21 protein-coding genes and 2 tRNA genes are annotated in these 20180 nt (G+C 71.4%); 18 read left to right on the top strand and 5 right to left on the bottom strand.

Going from position 1 to position 20180, the window contains the following annotated elements; translation table 11 throughout:
- Window positions 1-23 precede the first annotated feature (23 nt).
- From Hbl1158_RS09490 to rpsB, 13 genes are all read left to right on the top strand, one after another.
- A tRNA-Ser gene (locus Hbl1158_RS09490) sits at window positions 24-107 on the top strand.
- An 18-nt stretch (window positions 108-125) separates the two neighbouring features.
- The gene (locus Hbl1158_RS09485; RefSeq protein ID WP_234297009.1) at window positions 126-665 is read left to right on the top strand and encodes a 30S ribosomal protein S13; all 540 of its coding nucleotides are present in this window, start codon (window positions 126-128) and stop codon (window positions 663-665) included.
- Window positions 662-1186: a 30S ribosomal protein S4 gene (locus tag Hbl1158_RS09480; RefSeq protein ID WP_234297008.1), complete on the top strand. Its 525-nt coding sequence runs from the start codon at window positions 662-664 to the stop codon at window positions 1184-1186. The genes Hbl1158_RS09485 and Hbl1158_RS09480 overlap by 4 nt, the downstream gene beginning before the upstream one ends.
- Window positions 1187-1585, top strand: coding sequence for a 30S ribosomal protein S11 (locus Hbl1158_RS09475; protein WP_234297007.1), 399 nt, complete (start codon window positions 1187-1189; stop codon window positions 1583-1585). It begins immediately after the preceding gene.
- 3 nt (window positions 1586-1588) lie between these two features.
- The gene (locus Hbl1158_RS09470) at window positions 1589-2338 is read left to right on the top strand and encodes a DNA-directed RNA polymerase subunit D (protein WP_234297006.1); all 750 of its coding nucleotides are present in this window, start codon (window positions 1589-1591) and stop codon (window positions 2336-2338) included.
- 143 nt (window positions 2339-2481) lie between these two features.
- Window positions 2482-2566: transfer RNA gene (locus tag Hbl1158_RS09465), tRNA-Leu, on the top strand.
- An 81-nt stretch (window positions 2567-2647) separates the two neighbouring features.
- A complete protein-coding gene (locus Hbl1158_RS09460; RefSeq protein WP_234297005.1) occupies window positions 2648-3004 on the top strand; it encodes a 50S ribosomal protein L18e in 357 nt (118 codons plus the stop codon).
- Window positions 3001-3468, top strand: coding sequence for a 50S ribosomal protein L13 (locus Hbl1158_RS09455; RefSeq protein WP_234297004.1), 468 nt, complete (start codon window positions 3001-3003; stop codon window positions 3466-3468). Before Hbl1158_RS09460 ends, Hbl1158_RS09455 begins: the two co-directional genes overlap by 4 nt.
- Window positions 3462-3860, top strand: a complete 399-nt coding sequence (locus Hbl1158_RS09450) for a 30S ribosomal protein S9 (protein ID WP_234297003.1) — start codon at window positions 3462-3464, stop codon at window positions 3858-3860. Before Hbl1158_RS09455 ends, Hbl1158_RS09450 begins: the two co-directional genes overlap by 7 nt.
- 12 nt (window positions 3861-3872) lie before the next feature.
- On the top strand, window positions 3873-4067 hold the full coding sequence (locus Hbl1158_RS09445) for a DNA-directed RNA polymerase subunit N (RefSeq protein ID WP_234297002.1): 195 nt from the start codon (window positions 3873-3875) through the stop codon (window positions 4065-4067).
- A complete protein-coding gene (locus Hbl1158_RS09440; protein WP_234297001.1) occupies window positions 4064-4246 on the top strand; it encodes a DNA-directed RNA polymerase subunit K in 183 nt (60 codons plus the stop codon). Before Hbl1158_RS09445 ends, Hbl1158_RS09440 begins: the two co-directional genes overlap by 4 nt.
- A complete protein-coding gene (eno, locus tag Hbl1158_RS09435; RefSeq protein ID WP_234297000.1) occupies window positions 4247-5458 on the top strand; it encodes a phosphopyruvate hydratase in 1212 nt (403 codons plus the stop codon).
- A complete protein-coding gene (gene rpsB, locus Hbl1158_RS09430) occupies window positions 5455-6225 on the top strand; it encodes a 30S ribosomal protein S2 (protein WP_234296999.1) in 771 nt (256 codons plus the stop codon). Before eno ends, rpsB begins: the two co-directional genes overlap by 4 nt.
- Before the next feature lie 92 nt (window positions 6226-6317).
- On the opposite strand, the gene Hbl1158_RS09425 is transcribed toward rpsB, so the two are convergent.
- Window positions 6318-6665 (bottom strand): hypothetical protein, encoded by a 348-nt coding sequence (locus Hbl1158_RS09425; protein WP_234296998.1) that lies wholly within the window; start codon window positions 6663-6665, stop codon window positions 6318-6320.
- Window positions 6666-6790: 125 nt separating this feature from the next.
- On the opposite strand from Hbl1158_RS09425, the gene mvk reads away from it, so the two are divergent.
- The gene (gene mvk, locus Hbl1158_RS09420) at window positions 6791-7807 is read left to right on the top strand and encodes a mevalonate kinase (RefSeq protein WP_234296997.1); all 1017 of its coding nucleotides are present in this window, start codon (window positions 6791-6793) and stop codon (window positions 7805-7807) included.
- A complete protein-coding gene (locus Hbl1158_RS09415) occupies window positions 7808-8542 on the top strand; it encodes an isopentenyl phosphate kinase (RefSeq protein ID WP_234296996.1) in 735 nt (244 codons plus the stop codon).
- Between the two features lie 35 nt (window positions 8543-8577).
- On the opposite strand, the gene Hbl1158_RS09410 is transcribed toward Hbl1158_RS09415, so the two are convergent.
- Together Hbl1158_RS09410 and Hbl1158_RS09405 are read right to left on the bottom strand one after the other, a co-directional pair.
- The gene (locus tag Hbl1158_RS09410; protein ID WP_234296995.1) at window positions 8578-9582 is read right to left on the bottom strand and encodes a DMT family transporter; all 1005 of its coding nucleotides are present in this window, start codon (window positions 9580-9582) and stop codon (window positions 8578-8580) included.
- Between the two features lie 40 nt (window positions 9583-9622).
- A complete protein-coding gene (locus tag Hbl1158_RS09405) occupies window positions 9623-10531 on the bottom strand; it encodes an MBL fold metallo-hydrolase (RefSeq protein WP_234296994.1) in 909 nt (302 codons plus the stop codon).
- A 159-nt stretch (window positions 10532-10690) separates the two neighbouring features.
- Between Hbl1158_RS09405 and Hbl1158_RS09400 the strand changes: the two genes are divergently transcribed.
- The 3 genes from Hbl1158_RS09400 to Hbl1158_RS09390 are packed head-to-tail and all read left to right on the top strand — an operon-like array spanning window position 10691 to window position 15928.
- Complete coding sequence (locus Hbl1158_RS09400; RefSeq protein WP_234296993.1) at window positions 10691-13588, top strand: ATP-dependent helicase; 2898 nt, start codon at window positions 10691-10693, stop codon at window positions 13586-13588.
- A gap of 37 nt (window positions 13589-13625) precedes the next feature.
- The gene (locus Hbl1158_RS09395) at window positions 13626-14084 is read left to right on the top strand and encodes a PH domain-containing protein (RefSeq protein WP_234296992.1); all 459 of its coding nucleotides are present in this window, start codon (window positions 13626-13628) and stop codon (window positions 14082-14084) included.
- Window positions 14084-15928: a PH domain-containing protein gene (locus tag Hbl1158_RS09390; RefSeq protein WP_234296991.1), complete on the top strand. Its 1845-nt coding sequence runs from the start codon at window positions 14084-14086 to the stop codon at window positions 15926-15928. The genes Hbl1158_RS09395 and Hbl1158_RS09390 overlap by 1 nt, the downstream gene beginning before the upstream one ends.
- Before the next feature lie 76 nt (window positions 15929-16004).
- On the opposite strand, the gene Hbl1158_RS09385 is transcribed toward Hbl1158_RS09390, so the two are convergent.
- Together Hbl1158_RS09385 and Hbl1158_RS09380 are read right to left on the bottom strand one after the other, a co-directional pair.
- Window positions 16005-17228 (bottom strand): lactate racemase domain-containing protein, encoded by a 1224-nt coding sequence (locus Hbl1158_RS09385; protein WP_234296990.1) that lies wholly within the window; start codon window positions 17226-17228, stop codon window positions 16005-16007.
- Window positions 17229-17292: 64 nt separating this feature from the next.
- Window positions 17293-20103 (bottom strand): AAA domain-containing protein, encoded by a 2811-nt coding sequence (locus Hbl1158_RS09380; RefSeq protein WP_234296989.1) that lies wholly within the window; start codon window positions 20101-20103, stop codon window positions 17293-17295.
- Window positions 20104-20180 lie beyond the last annotated feature (77 nt).

Raw genomic sequence — 20180 nt, 5'->3', positions numbered from 1 at the left:
GGCGACGATACAGCACACACGGTGTTGCGGTAGCCAAGCCTGGCCCAAGGCGCTGGGTTGCTAACTCAGTGGCGCAAGCCTCCGGGGTTCGAATCCCCGCCGCAACGCTGACCACACACCAAGACATGAGTGCAGAAGAACCAGAGAACGCGCCCGACGCGGAGGAGGACGACGAGGACCTCCAGTACTTCGTCCGCATCGGCCAGACGGACCTGGACGGGACGAAGACCGTCGAGCGCAGTCTCAGCGACATGAAAGGCATCGGCCAGCGCACGGCGCGCCTGGTGGCCGAGGAGGCCGACGTGGATCGAACCGCCACGTTCGGCCGCCTCGATCAGGACGACATCGACGCGGTCGTCGACGTCGTTCAGAACTTCTCGGAGCACGTCCCCGAATGGATGGTCAACCGGCAGAAGGACTTCTTCACCGGCGAGACCGACCACATCGTGGGCTCGGACCTCAACGAGAAGCGCCGCCACGACATCAACCGGATGAAGATGATCGACTCCTACAAAGGCGTCCGACACAAGCGCGGGCAGAAGGTCCGCGGACAGCGGACCAAGTCCACGGGCCGTACCGAGGGCACCATCGGCGTCAACGTCGAGGAGATCCGCGAGGAGCAGGCCGAGGAGGAAGCGGCCGCCGCGGAGGATGACGACGAATGAGCACCGGAACCTCAACCAAGCGATACGAGACGCCGAACCATCCGTATCAGGGCGAGCGGATCGACGAGGAGTCGGACCTGCTGTCCACGTACGGCCTGAAGAACAAAGAGGAGCTGTGGCGCGCGCAGTCGGAACTGCGCCGCTACCGCCGCGAGGCGCGACGCCTCATCGGCGAGACGCAGGGCGACGTCGAGGCGGCCAACGAGGCCGGCGAGGACTTCGTCGCGCGGCTGCGCCGGCTCGGCATCCTCGAGGACGCCGACGCGATCACGGACGTCCTGTCGCTGGACGTGACCGACGTGCTCGAGCGCCGGCTTCAGACGGTCGCGTACCGCAAGGGCGTCGGCAACTCGACGAAGCAGGCGCGGCAGTTCATCCTTCACGGCCACGTGGTCGTCGGGGACGCCCGCGTCACCCGCCCGTCCTACAAGGTCGAGACCGCCGAGGAGGATCTGGTCGACTTCGACGAGATCTCCCCGCTCGCGGACGAACTCCACCCCGAACGCGCGGAGGGTCAGTAAATGAGTGAAGCAGACAACGACGGCGGGGCCCGCTGGGCCATCGCCAACGTGTTCTCGTCGTTCAACAACACCCTCATCACGGTGACCGACATCACCGGGGCCGAGACGCTGGTCAAGTCCTCGGGCGGTGCCGTGGTGAAGCAGAACCGAGACGAAGCGTCGCCGTACGCGGCCATGCAGATGGCCGAAGGCGTCGCGGAACAGCTCAAGGCCCAGGGCATCGAGGGCGTCCACGTCCGCATCCGCGGACCCGGCGGCAACGCCCAGAAGTCCCCCGGGCCGGGCGCGCAGCCGACGATCCGCGCGCTCGCCCGTGCCGGGATCGAGATCGGTCGCATCGAGGACGTGACCCCGATCCCGCACGACGGCACTCGAGCGCCGAAGAAAAACCGCCTGTAACCCATGGCGGACGACTTCGACGTCGAGGTAGTCACGCGCGACGATCGCTCGGCGCGGCTGCTCGTCCGCGGGCTCACGCCCGCGGTCGCCAACGGCCTGCGCCGGACGATGCTCTCGGAAGTGCCGACGTTCTCGATCGACGAGGTGCGGTTCGTCGAGAACTCCTCGGTCATGTTCGACGAGATGGTCGGGCTCCGTCTGGGGCTCGTCCCCCTGACGACGCCCCTCGACGACTACGAGGTCGGCGACACCGTCACCCTCGCGCTCGACGTCGAGGGGCCGGCGACGGCGTACTCGGGCGACATCGAGACGTCCGACGACCTCGTCCAGCCCGCCGACGACAACGTCCCCATCATCGAGTTGAAGGAGGGACAGCGCCTGGAGTTCGAGGCCGACGCGGTCCTCGACACCGGCAAGGAGCACGCGAAACACCAGGGCGGCGTGGCCGTCGGCTACCGCCACCTGCAGCGCGTCTCCGTCGTCGGCGAGGCCGGCGAGTTCGACGACGAGGAGCCGAACATCCTCCGTGGCGTCATCGAGACGGAGGACGGCGATCTCGTCCACACCGAGGAGTTCGATTCGGACCTCACGAACCGCTACCCCGGCAAGGAACTCGAGATCGAGGACGTTCCCGGCGCGTTCGTCTTCCACATCGAGACGGACGGGTCGATGAGCGTCGAGGAGCTCACCCTCCGCGCGGTCGAGTCGTTGCGTGACCGCGCGGACGAACTGGCAGAGAAAGTCGCAGTCTAACCACACGATGTCGCCGTCCCACAGCACCCATCGAACGTTCGCCCCCGCGGCGGGTCCCGGCCAGCGGACCCGCCGTCACCGTCCCGTACGGACGGGGTGGACCGAAGGGGTTATGCGGCGGGACGGCAAACGACGGGACGCGAGCAGGGGTAGCCCAGTCTGGCCAACGGCGCAGCGTTCAGGGCGCTGTCCTGTAGAGGTTCGCAGGTTCAAATCCTGCCCCCTGCACTCCCGTTTTCCCGATCCGACTCGGTCGCGACCGGACATCGTCGCGACCGGGTCGACAACTCCCACTCAGGAGGTATCAGTATGAGTAGTAGCAAGAGTAATCCGAGACTTCAGAACCTCATCGCCGAACTGAAGTCGGTCGCGCGCTCGTCCGATGCCAGCGTCTGGCAGGACGTCGCCGACCGGCTCGAAAAGCCGCGGCGCACGCACGCGGAGGTCAACCTCGGCCGCATCGAGCGGTACGCGAACGAGGACGAGACCGTCGTCGTGCCGGGCAAGGTGCTCGGCTCGGGCGTGCTCCGTAAGGACGTCACCGTCGCCGCCGTCGACTTCTCCGGCACCGCCGAGACGAAGATCGACCAGGCCGGCGACGCCGTCCGGCTGGAGGAAGCGCTGTCGAACAACCCCGAAGGGACCGACGTCCGGGTGATCCGATGAGTCTCGCCGAGTTCGAGGCCGACGTGGTCGTCGACGGGCGCGACGCCATCATGGGTCGCGTCGCGTCGCAGGTCGCACAGCGGGCGCTCGAGGGCGAGCGCGTCGCGATCGTCAACGCCGAGCGCGCGGTCATCACGGGCAACACCGAGGCGACGCTCGAGAAGTACCGCACCCGCGCGAACCTCGGCTCCGACTCGGGTCCGTACTACCCGAAGCGACCGGACCGCATCTTCAAGCGGTCGGTCCGCGGGATGCTGCCGTACAAGACCACGAAGGGTCGCGAGGCGTTCGAGAACGTCCGCGTGTACGTCGGCAACCCGTTCGACTCCGAGACGACCTCGCCCGACGAGGACGCGCCGGAGCCGGAGGTGCTCGACGGCACCTCCCTCGATCGCCTGTCGAACATCAAGTTCACCACCCTCGGCGACGTCGCCGAGGACCTGGGGGCCAACGTCACATGGTAACGAACACGTCCGGAAAGAAGAAGACCGCAGTCGCCCGCGCCACCGTCACCGACGGCGAGGGGCGGGTGCGTATCGACTCCCAGCCCGTCGAGCTGGTCGAACCGGAGACGGCGCGCCTGAAGATGCTGGAGCCGTTCCGCATCGCCGGCGAGGACCTCCGCTCGGAGGTCGACGTCGAGGTGTCGGTCGACGGCGGCGGCTTCGCCGGTCAGGCGGACGCCGTCCGCACCGCCATCGCGCGCGGCATCGTGCAACACCGCAACGACGCGGAACTGCGCGACGCCTTCATGAAGTTCGACCGCTCGCTGCTGGTGAACGACTCCCGGCAGAGCGAACCGAAGAAGTGGGGCGGGCCCGGCGCACGCGCTCGCTACCAGAAGTCGTACCGCTGAGGTGACTCAGCCATGATGATCCCCGTCCGGTGTTTCACGTGCGGTAACGTCATCGGGGAACACTGGGAGGAGTTCAAGGCCCGCGCCAAGGAGGGCGAGGAGGACCCCGCGGTGGTCCTCGACGACCTCGGCGTCGACCGCCACTGCTGCCGGCGGATGATGGTCAGTCACACCGACCTCGTCGACGTGGTTTCACCCTACCAATGAGCGCGAACCTGAACTACAACCGGTACGAGAAGGCCCGCATCCTCGGCGCGCGAGCGCTGCAGTTGGCGTACGGCGCGCCGGTGTTGGTTGAGTCGGACCAGTCCGAGCCCATCCTCATCGCCGCCGAGGAGTACGACGCCGGCGTGTTGCCGTTCACCGTCCGGCGGGAGGGCAAGTAGATGACGCTGGTCGCCTCGGTGTCGTTGCGTCGCGTGCTCGACTCCCGTGGGAATCCCACGGTCGAGGCGGACGTGCTCACGGAGTCCGGCGGCTTCGGCCGCGCGGCCGCCCCGTCGGGGGCGTCGACGGGCGAGTACGAAGCGATCGAACTCCCGCCGCGGGAGGCGATCGCCGCCGCCCGCGAGCACGCCGTGCCGCGACTCGAGGGAACGGTCCACGCCGGCAATCAGCGCGAGGTCGACGCCGCGTTGACCGCCGCCGACGGCACCGACGACTTCTCTGAGATCGGTGCCAACAGCGCCGTCGCGATCAGCATGGCGGCCGCGAAGGCGGGTGCCGACGTGCTGGGCGCGCCGCTGTTCCAGCACCTCGGCGGCACGTTCCGCGACGCCGACCGCACGTTCCCGGTTCCGCTGGGCAACGTCGTGGGCGGCGGCGAGCACGCCGCCGAGGCGACCCACATCCAGGAGTTCCTCGCCGCGCCGGTCGGCGCGCCGTCGGTCGCGGAGGCCGTCTTCGCCAACGCCGACGTGCACGCCGTCGTCGCCGAGATCCTCGACGATCGCGGCGTCGCCGCCGCGAAGGGAGACGAGGGGGCGTGGGCCCCCGCCGTCTCGGACGCCGAGGCGTTCGAGATCGTCGACGAGGCGACCGAGCGCGTCGCCGACGCGGTCGGCTTCGAGATCCGCTTCGGCCTCGACGTGGCCGCCTCGGAGCTGTACGACGCCGACGCCGGCGTCTACCGCTACGGCGACACCGAGCGCACGCCCGACGAGCAGGTCGAGTACGTGGCCGAACTGGTCGACGAGTACGACCTCGCGTACGTCGAGGACCCCCTCGACGAGGACGACTACGAGGGGTTCGCGGAGCTGACTGACAGGGTCGGCGACCAAACGCTGATCTGCGGGGACGACCTGTTCGTGACCAACGTCGAGCGCCTCTCGCGGGGGATCGACGAGGGCGCGGCCAACAGCATCCTGATCAAGCCGAACCAGATCGGGACGCTCTCGGACGCGTTCGACGCCGTGGAGCTGGCCCAGCGCAACGGGCTGGACGCGGTCGTCTCCCACCGCTCGGGCGAGACCGAGGACACCACCATCGCACACCTCGCCGTCGCGACCGACGCCTCGTTCATCAAGACGGGGACCGTCGGCGGCGAGCGCACCGCAAAGCTGAACGAACTCATCCGCATCGCGGAGGAGGCAGTATGAGCGAAAGCGAGAACGACGCAGACACCGAAGCGGCGGCCGACGCCGAGGAGGAGGTCACCGAGACCGAGCCCGCGGCCGACGAGTCGCCCGACGAGACAGAGGAACAGCCCGAGGAGACCGAGGCGGCCGAGGCCGCCGACGAGGAGGAGAGCCCGCGCTTCGACGAGGACGTCATGCCGGACGACGAGGCGGACCTGCTCATCCCCGTCGAGGACTACCTCTCTGCCGGGGTCCACATCGGGACCCAGCAGAAGACGAAGGACATGGAGCGGTTCATCCACCGCGTCCGCGACGACGGCCTGTACGTGCTCGACGTGAGCACGACGGACGACCGCATCCGGACGGCCGCTTCGTTCCTGGCGGACTACGACCCCGAGCAGGTGCTCGTCACCTCCTCGCGTCAGTACGGTCGCTTCCCCGCCGAGAAGTTCGCCGACGCCATCGGCGCGCGCGCCCGCACCGGGCGCTTCATCCCGGGGACGCTGACGAACCCCGAGTACGCCGGCTACATCGAGCCGGACGTCGTGGTCGTCACCGACCCCATCGGCGACGCGCAGGCGGTCAAGGAGGCCATCACGGTCGGCATCCCCGTCATCGCCATGTGCGACTCCAACAACCAGGTCTCCAACGTCGACCTGGTGATCCCCACCAACAACAAGGGTCGCCGCGCCCTGTCGGTCGTCTACTGGCTGCTGGCCAACGAGACGCTCGACCGCCGCGGTGCCGAACCCGGCTACGCCCTCGAGGACTTCGAGGCGGAACTGTAAGCCGTCGGCTGGATTTTACGTTTACTCCGTTGGCCGCGCCGTCGAAAGCGGCGGCTCTGTCCGAACTGTGACGCACCGGTCGGACCGTCCGCTCACCGCGAGAGCAACTCCTCTGCCTCCGCGAGCGACGACGCCCGCCGGTCGGCACCGCCGACGGCGGGGCCCTCGCCGACGCGAACGACCGTCGACGCGCCGGCGACCCGCAGGAACGTCTCCCACTCGCCGAGCGCCGCGAGCGCGGTTCCCCGCGCGTCGAACTCGCGCACGTCGACGACCACGTCGAACCCGGCGTCGCAGGACTCGGCGACGTGACGGGCCTCCGCCATGGCGGTGACGACGTCGCAGGCGTCGAACTCGCCGGCGAGTTCGACCCGGATGCGCGACCCGTCCGGGCTGCGGTCCACGTGCGGGGACGAATCCGGGGAGGTCGTCGAGCTCATGTCATCGTGTATCACACGAGCCGATATAATTCCATCGGATATTTAATCGGAACTGATAATCGGTGTCGGGCGGTCGAGCGGCGGGAGTCGGAAGGCCTGTTAGGGCCGCGGTGGTGGGGCGGAGTATGACCACCTGCAGCGCGCCGGGGAAGGTGTACCTCTTCGGCGAACACGCGGTCGTCTACGGCGAGCCGGCGGTGCCGTGCGCGATCGAGCGTCGCGCCCGGGTGACCGTCGAGCCCCGCGAGGACGGACGCGTCCGCGTCGACGCCGCGGACCTCTCGCTGGACGGCTTCACAGTCACGTGGGGCGAGAGCATCGACGACCGGCCGGATATCGACGTGCCGGCACCGCTGGTCGAGGCGGCCATGGAGTACATCGAGGCGGCGGTCGCGCAGGCGCGCGACGCCGCGGGGGCACCCGACGCGGGCTTCGACATCGCCGTCGAGTCGGCGATCCCGCTGGGTGCCGGGCTGGGGTCGTCGGCGGCGGTCGTCGTCGCCGGTATCGACGCGGCGACGCGGGCGCTGGGGACCGAACTCGACGCCGAGGCGGTCGCCCGGCGGGCCTACCGCGCGGAGCACGAGGTGCAGGACGGCCAGGCGTCGCGTGCGGACACCTATTGCTCGGCGATGGGCGGGGCCGTCCGCGTCGAGGGCGAAGACACCCGAACGATCGACGCGCCGGCGCTCCCGTTCGTCGTCGGCTACGACGGCGGCGCGGGGGACACCGGCGAACTCGTGGCGGGCGTTCGAGCGCTCCGCGAGGAGCACGAGTTCGCCGCCGACACCGTCGAGACTGTGGGCGATCTCACCCGCGAGGGCGAGCGCCTGCTCGGCGACGCCGATCCCGACTCCGAGCCGGACGACGCCCTGCTCGCGGATCTGGGCGAGCTGATGGAGTTCAATCACGGCCTGCTGTCGGCGCTGGGCGTCTCCGCCCGGTCGCTGGACGCGATGGTGTGGGCCGCCCGGGAGGCGGGCGCACGCGGGGCGAAACTCACCGGCGCGGGCGGGGGCGGCTGTATCGTCGCGCTCGACCCCGATCCGGGGAGCCAGCGCGCGCTGGAGTTCTCGACCGAGTGCGAGCAGGCGTTCCGCGCCGAACTCGCGACCGAGGGCGTTCGCGTGGAGGAGCCGTAGATGACCGTGATCCTGAAGCTCGGCGGCTCGGTGATCACCGAGAAGGACCGCCCCAAGACGCTCGACGGTGAGACGCTCGCGTCGCTCGCGGCCGCGATCGGCGACGCCGAGGTCGACGACCTCGTGGTCGTCCACGGCGGCGGCTCGTTCGGGCACCACCACGCCGCCGAACACGGCGTGAGCACGACCGCGGGGATCCGGGACGTGGACGGCGTGATGGACGTGCACGGCGCGATGACGACGCTGAACCGCTTCGTGCTCTCGCGGCTCCACACCGAGGACGTGCCGGCTGTGCCCGTCCACCCGCTCTCGGCGGCCGCCCGCGACGCCGACGGCGAGTTGACGCTGATGACCGATCAGGTCGCGACGATGCTCGAGGAGGGGTTCGTCCCCGTGCTCCACGGCGACGGCGTCGTCCACGCCGGCGAGGGGGTCACGGTCCTCTCGGGCGACGAACTCGTAACCGCGCTGGCGACGGCGCTGGACGCCGAACGGGTGGGGCTGTGCTCGACGGTGCCGGGCGTGCTCGACGGCGACGACGAGGTGATCCCCGCCATCGAGTCGTTCGACGAGGTCGCCGACGTGCTCGGCGTCAGCGACGCGACCGACGTGACGGGCGGCATGGCCGCGAAGGTGCGCGAACTGCTCGGACTGGGGTCGCCGGCGAGCGTGTTCGGTCCCGAGTCGCTGGAGGGCTTTCTCGCCGGCGACGATGTGGGCACGCGGATCGGGTAGCGCTTCCTCTCGCCCGCTTCGCCCTCCCCGTTCGGTCAGCCGAACCGCCGGCGGAGCGCCCCGCGGATCGGCTCGCGCTGGACGAGCACGAACGCGACGAACACGCACGCGAACCCCTGGAGCGTCCGGCCCGCGAGCGTCTCGCCGAGGACGACGAACCCGAACAGCGCCGCGAACGGCGGGATCGCGTACTCCAGCAGCCCCGCCCGGATCGGCCCGAGCCGGTCGAGCAGGCGGAAGTACAGCAGGAACCCGCCCGCGCCGGGGACCACGGCGAGGTAGGCGAGCCACGCGAGCCCGCCGGCCGAGGGAGTCAACCCCAGCGGCGACTGCCCCAGCGCCGCCGCGGCGACGTGGAGCAGGCCGGCCCCCACGGCGGCCATCCACGCCTGCAGCGCCAGCGGCCCGAGCGTCGCGTCGTCCTCGCGGGTCGTCACGGCACCCGCGACCCACGCGACGGCCGACCCGAAGACGAACACCGTTCCGACGGTGAGCGGCGGCAGCGGACCAGCGGTCGTCCCGGTGGCTGTCGTCGCCGTGTCCGCACCCGTCCCCGTGTCCGCACCCGCGCCGGCGACGCTCCCGGGGAGCGCCCGAAGGCGCTCGGGATCGGGGTCGGCGATGAGTACGAGTCCCGAGAAGCCGACGAGGATGCCGACGGCCCCGACGGCCCCGAGGCGCTCGTCGGGGCGGACTGCCCGGGCGGCCACGGGGGTGAGCACCGGAATGAGCCCGAGCAGGGTCGCCGCGACGGCCGCGGAGACGTACTGCTGGCCGGTGAACAACAGCGCGTGATGGAGCCCGATACTGAAGGCACCGCCCGCGAGGATCGGCGCGAGGTCGCCGCGGCCGGCGGGCAACAGCGCCTCGGGGGCGTCGGCGGCGACGAGTGCGGCCGCAAACAGCACGACTGCGGCGATATCGAAGCGCAGCGCCGCGAGCAACACCGGCGGGAACTCCGCGAGGGCCGCCTTCGTCGCCACGAACGCCGTCCCCCACAGCGCCGCGAGCGTCAGGAAGCCGGCGGCGTCGCGGTTCACCGGCGCATCACGCTCGCGGTCGGGCCCGACCGCGCTCCGCTCACGGCTCGAATCTGAGACCGTCGCGGGCGACCCGCACGTCGCCGTCGAAGTGCCGTGTAACCGACTCCAGCATCTCCTCGTGGCGGCCCTCGGTGTGGGGGTACAGGTGCGTCAGGTACACCCGGTCGATGTCGCGGCCGGCGAGCGCCTCGCCCAACTGCGTCGGCGTCGGGTGGTTGTCCACGTCCACCTCGTCGGGGAACGAGCAGTCGTGGGCGAGCACCCGCGCCCCCTCGGCGAAGTTCGCGAGTCCGGCGAACGCCTCGGAGTCGCCCGAGAAGACGAAGTCGCCGCCGACCTGTCCGCCGTCGGTGGGTTCATCGTCGGTGGAGTCGGCGGCGGCGGGATCGCGACCGGGATCGTCGCCCGCGGCGTCGCCGCCGTCGGCCGCCGTCTCGCCCTCGCGTTCACCCACCTCGTTTCCGGCTCCCCCGGCCTCGCTCTCGCGGTCCGAGAAGCGGTACGCGAGACACGGCTTCGAGTGGCGCGTCTCGAACGCCTCGACGTCGAGGCCGGCCAGCGAGAACTCGGTCCCGGCGTGGACCTCGCGGACGCTCACCTCGGCTCTGCCGTCGAGGTACTCGAACTCCCCGACGTCCAGCAGGTCGTCGAGCAGCGCCTTGGTGCCCGGCGGGCCGACGACGTGCAGGCGCTCCTCGCCGGCGAGCCATCTCGCCTTCAGCAGGGCCAGCAGGTCCGAGACGTGATCGAGGTGGTGGTGGGTCAACAGGACCGTCGAGACCGCCTCGTAGCCCGGATCGGTCTGGGAGAGGCGGTGGAGCACTCCGGCACCGCAGTCGACCAGCAGCGGGCTTCGGTCACCGGGGGCGGCTTCGACGAGCAGGCCGGTCTGGACGCGGTCGGCGACGGGCATCGCCGAGCCGGTCCCGAGGAACGTGACGCGCATACCGAGGCGTCGGCGGGGCCGCCGGGAAGGGGTTGCGGTTGCCGGCGACGTCGCGGACGGGGCGGGTCGGTCGCCGGCGACGCCGCGGACGGGGCGGCTCGACCGATGACGACGCGACCGCCCGCAACCCACTTACCCGACCGACCCCTGGCGATCCCAATGACCGACGGGCGGGAGTTGCTCGCCGCGACCGAGGATGACTACGACTTCGATCCCGCGTCCGTCGAGGTCGCCGACGGCGACGTGCTCGACCGGCTGGAGCCGGCCGTCCGCGAGTGGTGGGTCGAGCAGTTCGGCGCGTTCGTCCCGGACAACGGCGGCTTCTTCACGCCCCCGCAGCGGGAGGCGATCCCGCTCATCGACGAGGGGGAGAACTGTCTGGTCGCGTCGCCGACGGGGTCGGGCAAGACCCTCGCGAGCTTCACCGCGGTGCTCAACGACCTGTTCCGCCGGGAGCGCGAGCTCGACGGCGGCCTCGACGACGGCGTCCGCTGTCTGTACGTGTCGCCGCTGAAGTCGCTCGCGAACGACATCACCCGTAACCTCGCAGAGCCCATCGACGGGATCGCGGAGAACCTGGCCGACCGCGGTCACGACACCGAGATCCGGCAGGCGATCCGTCACGGCGACACACCCGACAGCGAGCGCCGCGCGATGCTGGAGTCGCCGCCGCACGTGCTGAACACGACGCCGGAGACGCTGGCGATCCTGCTGAACTCCCCGAAGTTCAAGGAGACGCTCCGCAGCGTCGAGTACGTCGTCGTCGACGAGATACACTCGCTCGCCGACTCGAAGCGCGGCACCCACCTCGCTGTGTCGCTGGAGCGGCTCGAGCGCATGTGCGAGTCGTCGCCGACGCGGGTCGGCTGCTCTGCGACCGTCGAGCCGCTGACGACGATGGCGGAGTTCCTCGTCGGGGGCGACCCCGGCGGTGGAGCGGAGGGAGACGGAGCCGACCGCGGCCCGGACGGCGAGTCGTCGACCGGATGGACGCCGCGCGAGTACGAGATCGTCGACACCCGGTTCGTCCGCGAGTTCGACCTCCGGGTGGAGTGTCCGACCGACGACCTGATCGACACGCCGCGGGACGCCGTGACCGAGCGCTTTCACGACCGGCTCCACGAGCTGATCGAGGGTCACGAGAACACGCTCGTGTTCACGAACACTCGCTCGGGAGCCGAGCGCGTGCTCGCGACCCTGCGCGAGCGGTACGACTACGACGAGGACGACTCGGGCTGTCACCACGGCTCGATGTCGAAGGGCCACCGTGAGGCCGTCGAGGAGGGCCTGAAGTCGGGCGATCTCGACGTGGTCACCACGTCCACCTCCCTGGAGTTGGGGATCGACATGCCCCACCTCGACCTCGTCGTCCAGGTGGGGTCGCCCAAGTCGGTCGCCTCCCTGCTCCAGCGCGTCGGCCGGGCGGGCCACAGCCTCGGCGAGACGGTCGAGGGCCGAGTGATCGCGCTCGACCGCGACGAACTGGTCGAGTGTGCCGTGATGGCCCGGCGGGCCGAGCGGGGGTTCGTCGACCGCGTGTTCGTCCCCGAGGAGGCCCAGGACGTGGCCGCCCAGCAGGTGTACGGCATGGCGATCAACGGCGTGAAACGCGAGGTCGACGTGCTCGACACGCTCCGGGCCGCGTACCCGTACCGGGCGTACGGCGACGCCGACTGGGAGCAGCTCATGCGCTACCTGACGGCCGATTACCCCGGGATGGAGGAGAAGAACGTCTACGCGAAGGTGTGGCGCGACACGAACGACCCGCCCGAGGGCGAGTACCACTACGAGGAGTTCCCCGTCGGCGAGCAGCTGATCGGCAAGCGCGGGCGGCTGGCGCGCGTCATCTACATGACGAACCTCGGGACGATCCCCGACTCGTTCACGATCGACGTCTACCTCCGCGGGGGCGACGAGTGGGTCGGCCAACTCGACGAGGAGTACCTCGACACGCTGGAGCCCGGCGACGTGTTCCAGTTGGGCGGGTCGACCTACCAGTTCGGCTACCGGCGCGGGTCGAAGGTGTACGTCGACCCATCCGGCCAGCGGCCGACCGTCCCATCGTGGTTCTCCGAGCGCCTGCCGCTGAGCTACGACCTGGGTCGGGAGGTGCTCGACTTCCAGGGGGAGCTGAACGACCGGCTGGCGGACGGCGGTCGCGCGGCCGCCCGGACGTGGCTCCGACGCTTTCCCGTCGACGAGAACACCGTCCGCGCGATCGTCCGAATGTTCGACGAGCAGCGGCGCTTCCTCGGCGCGCGCGGCGTCGCGACGACGGACCGGATCGTCGTCGAAGAGGAGCTCGACCGGGCGGAGTACCGGCGGCGCTACTACGTCCACAGCGGCTACGGCCGGGAGTTCAACGACGGTCTCTCCCGGCTGGTCGCGCACCGCTGTGCCGGGCGGGCGAACGCGAACGTCCAGTTGGCCGTCGCCGACACCGGCTTCACCGTGTCGATGCCGCTGAACCGCAAGGTCGACGTGGCCGACGTGATCGAGTCGATCGCCCCCGAGGACGTGTTCGGGGACCTCCGGGAGGCGCTCACCGACACCGACCTCCTGAAGCGGTACTTCCGGATCAACGCGACGCGCTCGCTGATGATCCTGAAGCGCTACAAGGGCCACGAGAAGTCGGCCGCCCAACAGCAGGTGTCCGCCGAGATGCTCGTCTCCTTCGCCGAGGACCTCGACTCCTTCGCGGTGCTGGAGGAGACGTACCGCGAGATCGCAGAGGACCGGCTGAACCTCGCCGGGATCCGCGAAGTGCTCGGGGCGGTCCAGTCGGGGGACGTGCGCGTCGTCCGCCACGAGGTCGAGACGCCGTCGCCGCTGGCGTTCGGACTGGCGACGCTGATGGCCAGCGACACCGTCCTCGCGGAGGACGAGGCGGCCGCGCTCCGGGAGTTCCACGCCCGCGTGATGGAGGAGGTCGGCGACGACGCGAGCGGGGGCGTGCTCGCCGAGGGCGACGCCGGCGACGTCGGCGATGCCGGTGGCGTTGGCGACGCCGGCGAACCGGGCTCCGCCGCGGACGCCGGAGGCGACGCCGACGGCTGACCCCATACGGTTTACACCCGGCGACCCAACGCCGGGTATGGAATCACTCGATCCCCGGGTTCGCCTCGCGTGGGTCGTCGGCTCGTTGGTGCCCGCGGCCGTGCTCGCGGTCGTCGGGGTCGCGGCCGCCCGGTTCGGCGCGCCGGTGTCGGAGGCGGCCGCGGTCGCCCTCGCGGGCGTCGTCGTCGTGCTCGGCGTCGTCGCCGCCGTCTTCCGGTACCGAATCTGGCGCTTCGAGGTGCGCGAGGACTCGCTGTACCTCGTGCGCGGCGTGTTCACCCGCATCGACACCTCCGTCCCGTACGTCCGGGTCCAGCACGTCGACACGCGCCGGGGCCCCGTCGAGCGAGCGCTGGGGCTCGCCTCCGTCGTCGTCTACACGGCCGGCTCGCGGGGCGCTGACATCACCATCCCCGGACTGACGCCGGACCGGGCGGGCCGGCTCCGCGAGCAGCTCCGCGACCTGGCCACCGAGTCGGAGTTCGACGCCGTCTGATGGTCCGCCTCCACCCGTACTCGGCGGCGATCCAGGCGGCGTTCGCCGGCGGCCGCCTCGCGCTGTTTGCCGTGTTCGTGAGCACGGCCTTCGCCGGCATGGGCGACGGCCCGGTCGGCCTCGCGGCGGCGGGGGCGCTCGTGCCGGCGGCCTTCCTGGTCGGTGCGGGCGCGTCGCTGGCGCGCTGGTACCGCTTCGAGTACGAGGTGCTCCCGGAGCACCTGCTCGTGCGGTCGGGCGTGCTCGCCCGCCAGGAGCGGGAGATCCCGCTGCGGCGCGTCCAGAACGTCGACCTCTCGCGGTCCGTCCTCCAGCGGGCGTTCGGGCTCGCGACCGTCGCCGTCGAGACCGCCGGCGGCGGCTCCACCGAGGCGACGCTCGACGCCGTCTCGCTCGAGGACGCGCGACGCCTCCGGGAGGAACTGAGCCAGCGCGGGCGGCGCGCGCGAGACAGCGGCGACTTCGGCGGCGAGGCCGACCCCGCGGGAGCGACGACTGACCGCGCCGGCGACGAGGGCGGCGCACCGGCCGGCGGCGTCGCCAGCGCGGGCGCGACGCCGACCGCCGCGGCGTCCGCCGGGGACGCCGAGACGCTGTACGAGCTCACGGGTCTGCGCTTCGCCACGCTGTGTGCGATATCGTTCCGCCCCAGCGCGGTCATCGCGCCGTTCGTGGGCGCGAGCCTCTTCGACGACGTGCTGTTCGACATCGGGCAACTGCTCGTCAGGCTCGGCGTCGTCGAGGTGGACGTGGGTCCGGGCGACGTCCCCTCGCTCGGAACCGCGGAGTTCCTGTGGTTCTCGGCGCTGGCGGTCGTCGCGTTCCTCCTCGTCGTCTGGGTGGTGAGCGCGGCGATCACCTTCGTCCGCTACTACGGCTTCCGGCTCGAGCGCGTCGGCGACGAACTCCGGTACGAGCGCGGCCTGCTGGGTCGCTACAGCGGTACGGCCCCGCTGTCGAAGGTGCAGACGATCACCGTCTCGGAGAACATCGCGATGCGCCGGCTCGGGTACGCCAGCCTCGCGGTCGACACCGCCGGCTACGCGCCGGGAGGCAACGGCGACGACGGCGGTATCGAGACGGCGGTCCCGCTGGACACCCGCGAGCGCGTCGTCGCGCTCGCGGACGACGTGCGCGAGGAACTGGATCGGCGTCCCCGCGCCGGGTCCGGGAGCGAGGCCCCGCGGGCGGACGCCTTCGGGACCGACGCCGTGGAGCGCCCGCCGGGTCGCGCGCGCAACCGCTACGTCGTGCGGTACGTGTTCGCGGCGCTGGCGGTCGCCGGCGTCGTCTTCGGCGTCGACCGCCTCGCGTACGCACTCCCGGACCCGCTCGTGGCGCTCGCGTTCGCGGGCGTCGCGCTCGCGCCGCTCGCGGGGCATCTCACGTGGGCCAATCGCGGGCACGCGACGGTCGACGACGGCTTCGTCGCGCGGACGGGGACGATCCGGCGACACACGCGGCTGGTGCCGTACTTCCGGCTCCAGACGGTGTTCGTCTCCCGGAGCCCCTTCCAGCGCCGCCGCGACCTCGCGTCCGTCGTCGCCGACACCGCCTCCTCCTCGGGCGTGCTCGGGGGCGACGCCGTCGCGCACGACGCGGACGCCGACGCCGCCGGCGACCTGCGCGACGAACTGCTCGACCGCCTGCAGGCGGATCTCGCGGAACGACGCCGGCTGCGGGACGACCGCGAGAGCGACGACGGCGACGGCGGCGGCGACGGCGGCGACGGCGACGGCGACACCGAACGTTTCGCCGAGGGCGACCGCCCCGGTCAGAGCGAGGTCGATCCCGGGGAGAGAGACGGCCGCGGCCCGGCCGGCGGGTCGAAGACCGAGGAGTGACGGCGACGGGCGTCGCCGCCCGGGCCGTCGCCGCGGGTCGCGTCGGCCGGCTTCCGGGAGCGTTCCGCCAGCCGGATCAGACGACGAGCGTGTTCAGGGCGTCCGGGACGACGAGCACGCGACTCCCCGGCTCGACGGCGTCGTCGACGGTGTCGGCCGCGTGCATGAGACAGGAGTCCACCAGGTCGGGGTGTTCGCTGTCGGTCACCCACACCTCGTGGTCGCGCAGCACCCGCGCGAGCACGAACGCCCGCTGTGCCCCGGGCTCGTACCCCTCGCGCATCTCCCGGTAGAGGCCGTCGGCGGACGCGGCGTCGGCGAGGCGGCGGCGGAAGCGTCGCTCGCCGGTCCCCTCGCCCGCGCCCTCGGGGAGCGACGCGGGGATCACGATCCGACCGCCCTCGGTGACGGGGTTGTGTGCCCCCAGCGCCAGGTACGTCGCCGCCCGACTCGTCTGATAGAGGTTCGCGTCCTTCGGCGCGCCGACGCCCGCGATCACGGCGTCGTACGTCCCGTCGACGCGGACCGAAAGCGCCTCGCGGGCCGCGTCGGCCAAGTCGCGCACGACGGCTCGCGGGGCCCCCGCGGCCGCGGCCAGGATCCCGGCCGGACCGTGGGTGACGTTGACGCAGAAGTCCGGTCCCGCGAGGTCGCCGGCGCGGTCGAGGAACGACCGGAAGGGGTTGTCCTCGACGCGACCGAGCCGCGTCCCCGGTTGACCGAGCAGTTCCGGCCCGTGGGTGTGCCTGATGAGCGGCGCGCCGCCGGCCCCGACGACGACGGTCTTCGCGCCGCCGGAGAAGCCCGCGTACTGGTGGGGCTCGACCATGCCGGTAGCGAGCACGGCGTCGGCGTCGGCGACCGCGGGGTGCACCTCGACGGGAACGCCGTCGACGCGCCCGACCTCGACGGCGGCGTCGGGGTCGTGGTTCACCGCCAGGTCGGCGTACTCCCCCAGGCCGTCGGCGATCTCGGCGTCAGTCATCGGCCGGTGCAGTCCGAGGCCGAGCACGATCGTCACGGCCGAACGGCCGACGGGGAGTCGGTCGAGCATCGCCCCGACGAGCGCCTCGTCGGGCGTCGCGCGGGTCACGTCCGTCACGACGAGACAGACCTCGTCGCCGGGATCGACGACCGCCGACAGCGGGGGGCCGTGCGGGTCGTCGAGCGCCGCCGCTGCGGCGCTGTGAGGGTCGACCGGGTCGCCGCCGGGCGGCACCGCCACGTCGACTGAACACCCCGACAGCGACGCGGTGACGGTCCCCTCGCCCAGCGGGAGGTCGTACGTATCGGAAGTCACGCGATCGATCGGACGCCCGAGGACCAAAGCGCTCCCGCTTCGGCGTTCGTTCCGCCGAGTCGTCTCACCGCCGCGCCCACTCGAGCATCCGAGCGTAGAACGGCTCGGAGCCGAGCGCCTCGGCGTCGCCGACGAGACACAACGCCTTCTTCGCCCGGGTGAGCGCGACGTTGACGCGGCGGTGGTCCTCGAATATCGGGCCGTCGAGGTCGCCGGTGGCGACGAACGAGACGACGATCACCTCCTCGCTCGACCCCTGGAAGCGGTCGACCGTGTCGACGGTCGCGTCGGTCCGGCGGCCGATCTCCGCCACCTGCGCGCGGAACGGCGCGATGACGCCGATGTCGTCGGGGTCGACGCCGGCGGCGACGTACGCCTCGACGATCGCCGCGACGCGCTCGGCCTCCGTCGGGTTCGCGTTGCCCTCGCGGGTGCCGTCGGGGTCGACGAACGAGACGGCGTCGCGCAGTTCCGACGGGAGATCCGCCGCGTCGACGCCGAGGTCCGCGAGCGTCTGGCCGGCGACCGCCGGCGTGGCGGGTCGGAGCTTCCCGTCGTAGAACTCCCGCGAGGAGAACGCCTGGATGCGCTGGCTCATGCGGTACTGCCGGTCGAGCATCACGCCCGCGTCGGGGTGATCCTCGATGAGCCGCTGGAACAGCGACTCCCGGAGGCGGTTCTCGGCGCGCACCACCGGCGGGAGCTGTTCGTGGTCGCCGACGAGCACGAACCGGTCGGCGCGGTTGATCGCGGCGAGGGTCCCAGGCTCCGTGAGCTGTGACGCCTCGTCGACGAGCGCCACGTCGAACTCCTGCTCGCGCATCGTCCGCGAGCCGCACGAGGAGGTGGTGGCGGCGACGACCGGCGCTGAGTTCAGCGTCGCCGCGCGGTCGTTCGGCTCGCCGCGGGTGACCAGGCGGCTGTCCTGCATGTCGCCGCGAACGCCCGTCTCCGTGCCGACGCGGAGGGCGTCGTCGAAGCCCTGTTCCTGGAGCGCCTCGAGGGCGTTGTCTACCGCGCGGTTCGTGAACGCCGACAGCAGCACGCGGTCGCCTCGCTCGACGAGCGCGCGGACGATCCGGGCGATGGTGTACGTCTTCCCCGTGCCGGGCGGCCCGTGGACGAGCGCGAAGTCCTCGGCGGCGACCGCGCGTTCGACGGCGGCGTTCTGCGCGTCGTTGTTGTCGATGAACGGCTCCTTGCCCCCGTCCCCGTCGCTGCTTCCGCCTTCGCCCGGGTCGCGGAAGGCGGGCTCGCGCCGTCCGAACAGCACGTCCTTGCGGTCGGGGTCGCCCTTCAGCACGAAGTCGTGGACGGCGGTGTGCATCCGCGACACCGACAGCTCCGAGGGGTAGACGTCGAGCCGGCGGAGTTCGACCGGCTCGTCCGTCTCGACGACGACCTCGTCGCCCAGTTTCTGGATCCGGCCCAACTCGGAGTGGCCCGACGCCGGGTCCCCGTCGGAGGCGAGCGCCACGTCGCCCTCGCGGAGCTTCGAGACCGCGTCCGACTCCTTGCGGGCGGTCAGCCGCCAGCGACCGTCGCCCAGCGGCTCCTGTGAGACGAGCGTCAGGTCGATCAGCGCGCGGTCGTCGTCCGCGCGCTCCTCGGCGGTCTGCTCCCAGAGCTTCCGGTACTCGGCGTGGGTCTCGCGGCGCTCCTCCTCCAGCGCGCGGTAGGTGGCGTCGAAGTACTCGCGCTCCTCCTCCGGGAGGGCGCTGCCGATCTGGCCGGCCTTCGACTCCTGATCGAGGCGTCCGGAGACGACCATGCAGGTGTCCTGCTCGAAACAGTACTCGCATTTCGCGTCGGCCTCGTACCCCGTCGGGACGGTCATGTCGAACTCCGTCGCCGCGATCTCGTTTCGCTGGCGGACGACGAAATCGAGCAGCCCCTTTCCGACGGAGAACTCCTTGGCCGGCGAGAGGTCGCCCGACTCCTCGCCGCGGTCGACCGCCGTGTTCTTCGTGTACAGCAGCGTGCCGGTGTCGGCGTCGACGCCGCGCTCGCGCAGGAGGAGCGCGTAGCAGGCCGCCTGGATCTTGTCCTGGAAGCGCGGCTCGCGGTTCGTGTTCTTCCCCGTCTTGAGTTCGACCGGCTGCCCCCGGCGGAGGGCGTCCGCGCGGCCCTTGATGCCGAACGTGGGCGAGATGAGCGTGTACTCCGAGCGCCACTCCGAGTCGTCGGGCCCGCCGTCCCACTCGGAGGCCGACGCGTCGCCGTTGCCGTCGCCGATATCGTCGCTGTCGCCGTCGCGGTCGCCGTCATCGTCGCGGTCGGCGTCGCCGTCGTCGCCCGCGGCGAGGCGACCCTGGCTGAGCCACCCCTCGATCGCAGCCGCGTTCCGGCGCACCTCGTCGGCGACTTCCTCGCGCTCCCGCCCGAGCAGTCCGAGTTCGAGGCCGGCCTCCGCGACACGGTCCTCGATCGACTCCTCCAGGTCGACGCCGCGGAGGAGGTCGCCGAACACCTCGTGGACCACGGTCCCCTTGACCACGGGGTAGTTCAGCGGGATCCCCGAGAGCTTGTTCAGGTAGTACATCCGCGGGCACTGCACCCACGAACGCACGTCGGTCACGTCGACGAGGAAGTCCGGTTCGAGCACGACGTACGACTCCGAGGCTGTCGTGTACCCCTCGCGGTCGCCGTAGTCGTCGCGCTCGGCGTCGGTGACGAGCAGTTCCATCCCCGGCTCGGCGTGCTCGGCCGTGCGGGTCCACTTCCCCCAGAGGGTGACCGTGACCGGCTCGGTTCCCTCGCCCTCGCTGGCCCCGCCGTCCGGTCGGACGGTCAACTCCGCGAGGTCGCGCTCGCCGTAGCGGGTGCTCACCTGTCGAACCTCGCCGACCTCCAGGATGGAACCGCGGACGTTCACTACCGGAGGGGACGGGCGCTCGGGAAAAACGGTGTCGGTCACCGGGTGTCTCGCGTCCGCCGGCGGTGCGCCCGGCC

The organism is Halobaculum sp. CBA1158, assembly GCF_021431925.1.
GTDB lineage: Archaea > Halobacteriota > Halobacteria > Halobacteriales > Haloferacaceae > Halobaculum.
This window is presented reverse-complemented; position numbering and strand designations above follow the sequence as displayed.